At 68.5% G+C, this 5,141-nt stretch carries 5 protein-coding genes; all 5 read right to left on the bottom strand.

The features are described 5' to 3' along the window. A partial coding sequence (locus B1A78_RS20275; RefSeq protein ID WP_077148685.1) for a stage II sporulation protein M occupies positions 1-793 on the bottom strand: 793 nt, incomplete at its 3' end. Further along, a complete protein-coding gene (locus B1A78_RS20270; RefSeq protein ID WP_077148684.1) occupies positions 790-2,124 on the bottom strand; it encodes a DUF58 domain-containing protein in 1,335 nt (444 codons plus the stop codon). The genes B1A78_RS20275 and B1A78_RS20270, both read right to left, overlap by 4 nt. A gap of 261 nt (positions 2,125-2,385) precedes the next feature. Continuing rightward, on the bottom strand, positions 2,386-3,282 hold the full coding sequence (locus tag B1A78_RS20265; protein WP_372236914.1) for an AAA family ATPase: 897 nt from the start codon (positions 3,280-3,282) through the stop codon (positions 2,386-2,388). A gap of 85 nt (positions 3,283-3,367) precedes the next feature. Beyond that, complete coding sequence (locus tag B1A78_RS20260; RefSeq protein ID WP_077148683.1) at positions 3,368-4,603, bottom strand: DUF4350 domain-containing protein; 1,236 nt, start codon at positions 4,601-4,603, stop codon at positions 3,368-3,370. Further along, the coding region (locus tag B1A78_RS20255) for a DUF4129 domain-containing protein (protein ID WP_077148682.1) at positions 4,600-5,141 on the bottom strand (542 nt) is incomplete at its 5' end. The genes B1A78_RS20260 and B1A78_RS20255, both read right to left, overlap by 4 nt.

Raw genomic sequence — 5,141 nt, 5'->3', positions numbered from 1 at the left:
CCGCCGCTCCCGACAGCGCGGCGGCGAACAATTCGGTGGTGCCGTGGATGAACAGCCAGCCGCCGAAATCATAACCCAGTCCCTTGCCGGTGAAGACCGCGATCATCGCTCCCAGACTGATCCCCTGATAAAATTCGAGCATCATCGTCGGGATGCCGAAGGCAAAGCCCAGCGCGAAAGACATGATCGACACGCCGCTGTTGTGGGTGAACAAAAAGGTCGCAAAGACGTGCAGTCCGCTGCCGTCCTCCTTGGTCGCGGCCTTGCCATGCCCCATCGTCGATTGCAGAAACTCGACCGTCGCGCGCGGGTCGCGCCCGCCCGACATGCCTTCGTCGACGAAATTATAATACCAGTCGGGCTGGCTGGTGACGAGCGACCAGCTCGTTATCGCGCCCAGCACGATGATCAGCGCGATGATGATCGTTTCCTTCCACACCGCCTGCACCGCCAACGGCCAGTCGCGCGCGAAAAAGCGGGTCATCCGGTCGAACCGCGACTGGCGCACGCCATAGATCAGGAAATAGCCGCGCATCGACAGCGCTTCGAGATGGTCGAGCAGCGCCTTGTCGAGGCTGGTCGCGCGCGCGATCGACAGCGACGACAGCGTCGCACGATAAAGGACGGGCAGCTGGAGCAGTTCCTCGCTCGACAGTCCCTTGGCGCCCTTTTTCTCCAGCCGCATCAGCAGCGCGTCGAAGGCGATCCAGTCGGCCTCGCGCTCGGCGCGGAACCGGCTGGTCGAGAAGGCGGGCGCGTCGATCGTCGCGGCGGCGGGATGGGTGGGGATCACAGGCTGCCCTCGCGTTTGATGCCCAGATAGGCGTCGACAACCCCCGCCGTCATCGCATCGGCGGGCACTTCGAGCACGTCGGCACCCAGCCGCTGGAGCCGCGCGATCACCAGCTGCCGGTCGCGCAGCATCGCCGCGGCGACGTTCGATCGCGTGATGTCGGCGGCGCTTTCGGGGCGGCGGCGTTCCTCGGTTTCCAGCTCCTCGTCCTTCAGCACGACGAACAGCAGCCGATGCTTCTTTACCAGCCGCCCGGCGGCGCGGATCATCAGGTCGGCGCTCGTCGCGTCGGTGAATTCGGTGAACAGCACGATCAGCGAGCGGCGGTTGAGCTGTGCCGACAGCGTCGTGAGCGCGAGCGTGAAATTGCTCTCGACCGGCGCATAGTCGATCAGGCTCGCGGCACGCTGCAGCGCCGGGAAATCCTGCGTGTGCATATAGGCGGGGGTCATCGCCTGCGGCTTGGCGGCGAAGGAGAAGAGGCTGACCCGGTCGTTCATCTTCAGCCCGACATAGGCGAGCAGCAGCGCCGCCGACACCGCACGGTCGACGCGCGGCATGCCCCCGACGGGCTCGGCCATCGTGCGCCCGGCGTCGATCGCCAGCACGACACGGTTGTCGCGCTCGACGCGATATTCCTTGGCGAACAATTTCACGTGCCGCGCCGATGCGTTCCAGTCGATCGCGCGCCGGTCCATGCCCGCCTGATACTCAGCCAAAGCCTCAAACTCGGCGCCCTCGCCGCGGATGCGCTGCTGGCGAAGGCCGAACCAGCTGTTGCGCTGGAACAACCGGCGCCCTTCCTCGGTCACCGCGCGCAGGCTGGGGACGACCGCAATGCTGCTATCGACCGCGAACTTGCGCTGCTTCCACACCAGCCCGAGCGGGCCGCGCCAGCGGATCCACGCGGTGTCGATCACCGCCTTGCCGCGCCGCGAGGCGCTCAGCGCCAGCGTCGCGACCAGTGCCTGGCGCTTGCCCTCGGCGCGCTCGGCGGCATGCATCTCGCCCGCCAGCCGCCCGCCGATCGCCAGCCGCTCGTCGGCCGCCAGCGCGATTTCGGCCCGGCGCGGTACCCCGCGCTCGCTCGCCGCGATCAGCATCAGGTCGAACGCATCGCCGACACCGATCTGGTGCGGAACGCGCGTCTCGAGCGCCAGGCTGCGCGGATTGGCGCCCGCCAGCCCGTCGATCAGCAGGCAGGCAACCAGGAAACCGATCCATCCCGGCGCGACGAGCCACAGCTCGGGGCGCATCAGCCCGAGCACGAGCGCGACCGGCGCACCCGCGAGCAGCAGCAAGATCGTCAGCCGGGTGGGGTAGAGCCACATGCTCCTATCCGCCCCTGTCGCGACGGAGCGAATTTTGGCCGAGTGCGAGGCGCGAGGAGGGAGTTATGCCAATGCATAGTGACCGACGAGCAACGCTGCAATCGGCCAAAATTCGCCCGCCCCGAAGGGGTTGCCCGGGGAAGCCCGCATTCTGCGTCACGCCGTTTGCACGGGTTCCCGACCCGCGCTGCACGTCGTTCCTTGCATGCGAACTTCCCCGGGCAATCGCGGCAGGGGCGGATAGGAGCATGTGGCTCTCGATCACCGGGGCACTTCCTCGCGTTCGAGCAGCGCGGCGACGATCTGTTCGACGTTGCGGCCCTCGATCTCGGCGGCGGCCGACAGGATCACGCGGTGGCGCAGCACCCCCGCGGCGAGGCGCTGGACATCGTCGGGAATGACATAGTCGCGCCCGTCGAGCGCCGCGGCCGCGCTCGCGGCGCGCGCGAGCAGCGATGCGGCGCGTGGGGACGCGCCGCACTCGAGGTCGGCGCTCTCGCGCGTCGCGCGGATCAGGCGGACGATATAATCGACGATCTCGTCGGCCAGCCGGACGGTCGAGATGATGTCGATCGCCTCGCCGATCGCCTTGGCGTCGGCGACCTGGCTGACTCCGAAATCGGCGACCGCGGGGCTTTTGAAGCGTCCGCCATGCTCGGCGACGATGCGCCGTTCCTCGGCGGCGTCGGGATAATCGACGACCAGCTTGAACAGGAAACGGTCGAGCTGCGCTTCGGGCAGCGGATAGACGCCCTGCTGCTCGATCGGGTTCTGCGTCGCGAGCACGGTGAAGCGCGGGCTCATCACATGCGGCTCGCCGTTGATCGTCACCCGCCGCTCCTGCATCGCCTCGAGCAGCGCTGCCTGCGTCTTCGGCGGGGTACGGTTGATTTCGTCGGCCAGCAGCAACTCGGTAAAGATCGGCCCCTTGGTCAGCGTGAAGCTCGACGTCTGGAAGTTGAACAGGTTCGACCCCAGGATATCGCCCGGCATCAGGTCGGGGGTGAACTGGATACGCCCGAAATCGAGCCCCGTCGCGCGGGCAAAGGCCTGCGCGAGCAAGGTCTTCGCGGTTCCCGGCGGCCCTTCGAGCAGCACATGACCGCCCGCGAGCAACGCGATCGTCACCATGCGGGTCAGCGGTTGCTGCCCGAACACCGCCTTGGCGACCTCGGCGTCGATCGCGGCGCCGAGCGCCTGCACGCTTTCGACGCCCTTGCCCCCATTTTCTTGGGCGGTCGGATTAGCTGTCACGGATTAAGTCCTTCCTGATGTCGTGCAGCGCCTGGGCGTCTGCGAGGAATTCATGATTGTTGCGCGCGAGCGGCAGCCGCCGGGCGAGCGCGGAGAAGAGGTTGCCGTCGGGCGGCAAATGCCGGTCGATCCAGCTGTCGGTCGCCGCGGGGTCGAGTCCGGCGGGGGCGTGGAGCCGCCGCGCGATCGCGGCGCGCAGGCTCGCGACATAATCGCCCGCGCCTTCGAGCTCGCGTCCCGCCTGCTTGATCAGATCGGCGCTGTTCGCGATCAGCGCCGCCTTCGACACCGGGATCGCGCGCTGCGGCTTGAGCGCCGGGCCGAAGCGCGCCCATGCCTGCCACAAGGCGAACAGCCCGGCGGCGATCAGGCACAGGGTGATGCCGATGAACGGCGGGACGAAAGCGAAGCGCAGCAGCGAGCGGCCGCCGCCGAGCCCGTTGAGCGTCACGTCGAAGGCGAGCCCGTCGGCGTCGGCATCCTCGGCGATCCCGTCGACCAGCGTCGCGGCGCCGCGCGCGCCATCGCGCGTCGCAAAGGCGAAATTGTTGATCAGGTCGGGGTCGGCGAGGACATAATAATCATGCGATTTGGCGCGCGCCAGCACCGCACCCCCGCCCGGCGCCGCGGCCAGCGTCTCGAGCTCGTCGCCGGCGATCGTCTGGACGTTGGCTGGCAGCGAGAGCAGGATGTCGCGCCCGGCGAGCCAGGCCGGCGCACGCGCCGCCGCCGCCTTGTCGGCGCTGATCTCGACCTTGCCGAAATGATCGGCGGGCAACAGCTTCGATGGCGGCCGCATCGGGTAACCGCCGCTGACCCAGCCCGGCTTGGTGTCGGTGCCCCGATTGCGCCCGGCCATCCATTTGGGCAGCACCACCAGCACCGGCGCGCCGCCGGCGCCGGCGACCAGCTCGGCGATTTCCTCCGGCCGCGTCTGGTGCGTCGGGGTCAGGACGATCAGCGGCTCATAATCGTCATAGACATAGGGCTTGGTACTGCGCCGCACCTCGACCGACGCCCCCGCGCGTTCGACCAGGTCGACGATCGCGGCATAGCCCGGCGCGGCTTTCGACAGCGCATGGCCCTTGCCGTCGTTGCCGCTGCTCATCTGCGGCCCGAGCGCGATCAGCGCCCACAGCGCGATGAAGGCGATAATGCCCAGCACGACGATGCCGGCCATCAGCCGCGGGTTGAAACTGCTCTCGCCGGAGGCGGTGCCGCTCATGCCCGCGTCCAGTTCCGCGGCACGGTCATCTCGGCATAGGCGTCACGGCATTGTTGCCACGCGCCCGCGTCGATCGCGCGCCCGCCGAACAGGCTGATCTCGACCGCGCGCGCGATGCGGCTGAACGCGTCGCGCGCGACGCCGGGCAGGTCGGTCGCGGCGGCGAGGTCGCGCGAGGTCATCGCCGGCTGGACCAGTCCGGGGCGCCGGTCGCTGATGTCGGCGACGCTGCGATAGAGCAGCAGGTGGACGGCTTCCGAATAGCGGCCCGCCGCCGCCAGCTCGTCGGCCTCGGCGAGCAGCACGCGCGCCGCGCCCGCCTCGGCATGACCGACCTGTTCGGCCTCGTCGGCGATTGCCTTGCGCTTGCGGCGATAGCGGATGTCGTCGACCCATTGGGCAAAGGCGGGGACGAACAGATAGAGCAGCAGCAGCGCCAGCAATATGCCGCCGATCCACAGCAAAGGCTGACCGAGCGGCGACAACCAGTCGAAGAAATCGCGGACCGCGCGGCCCAGCGTCTTCATCCATTCGGGGG

Origin of the sequence: Sphingopyxis sp. KK2 (assembly GCF_001990265.1) — a bacterium.
Taxonomy (GTDB): Bacteria; Pseudomonadota; Alphaproteobacteria; order Sphingomonadales; family Sphingomonadaceae; genus Sphingopyxis.
Note: the sequence above shows the minus strand (reverse complement) of the source record. Positions and strands in the feature narration are given on the sequence as shown.

Excerpts from the sequence above, each read along its gene's own strand:
- B1A78_RS20270 (WP_077148684.1), bottom strand. The coding sequence starts at position 2,124 with ATGTGGCTCTACCCCACCCGGCTGACGATCTTGCTGCTGCTCGCGGGT.
- B1A78_RS20260 (WP_077148683.1), bottom strand. The coding sequence starts at position 4,603 with ATGAGCGGCACCGCCTCCGGCGAGAGCAGTTTCAACCCGCGGCTGATG.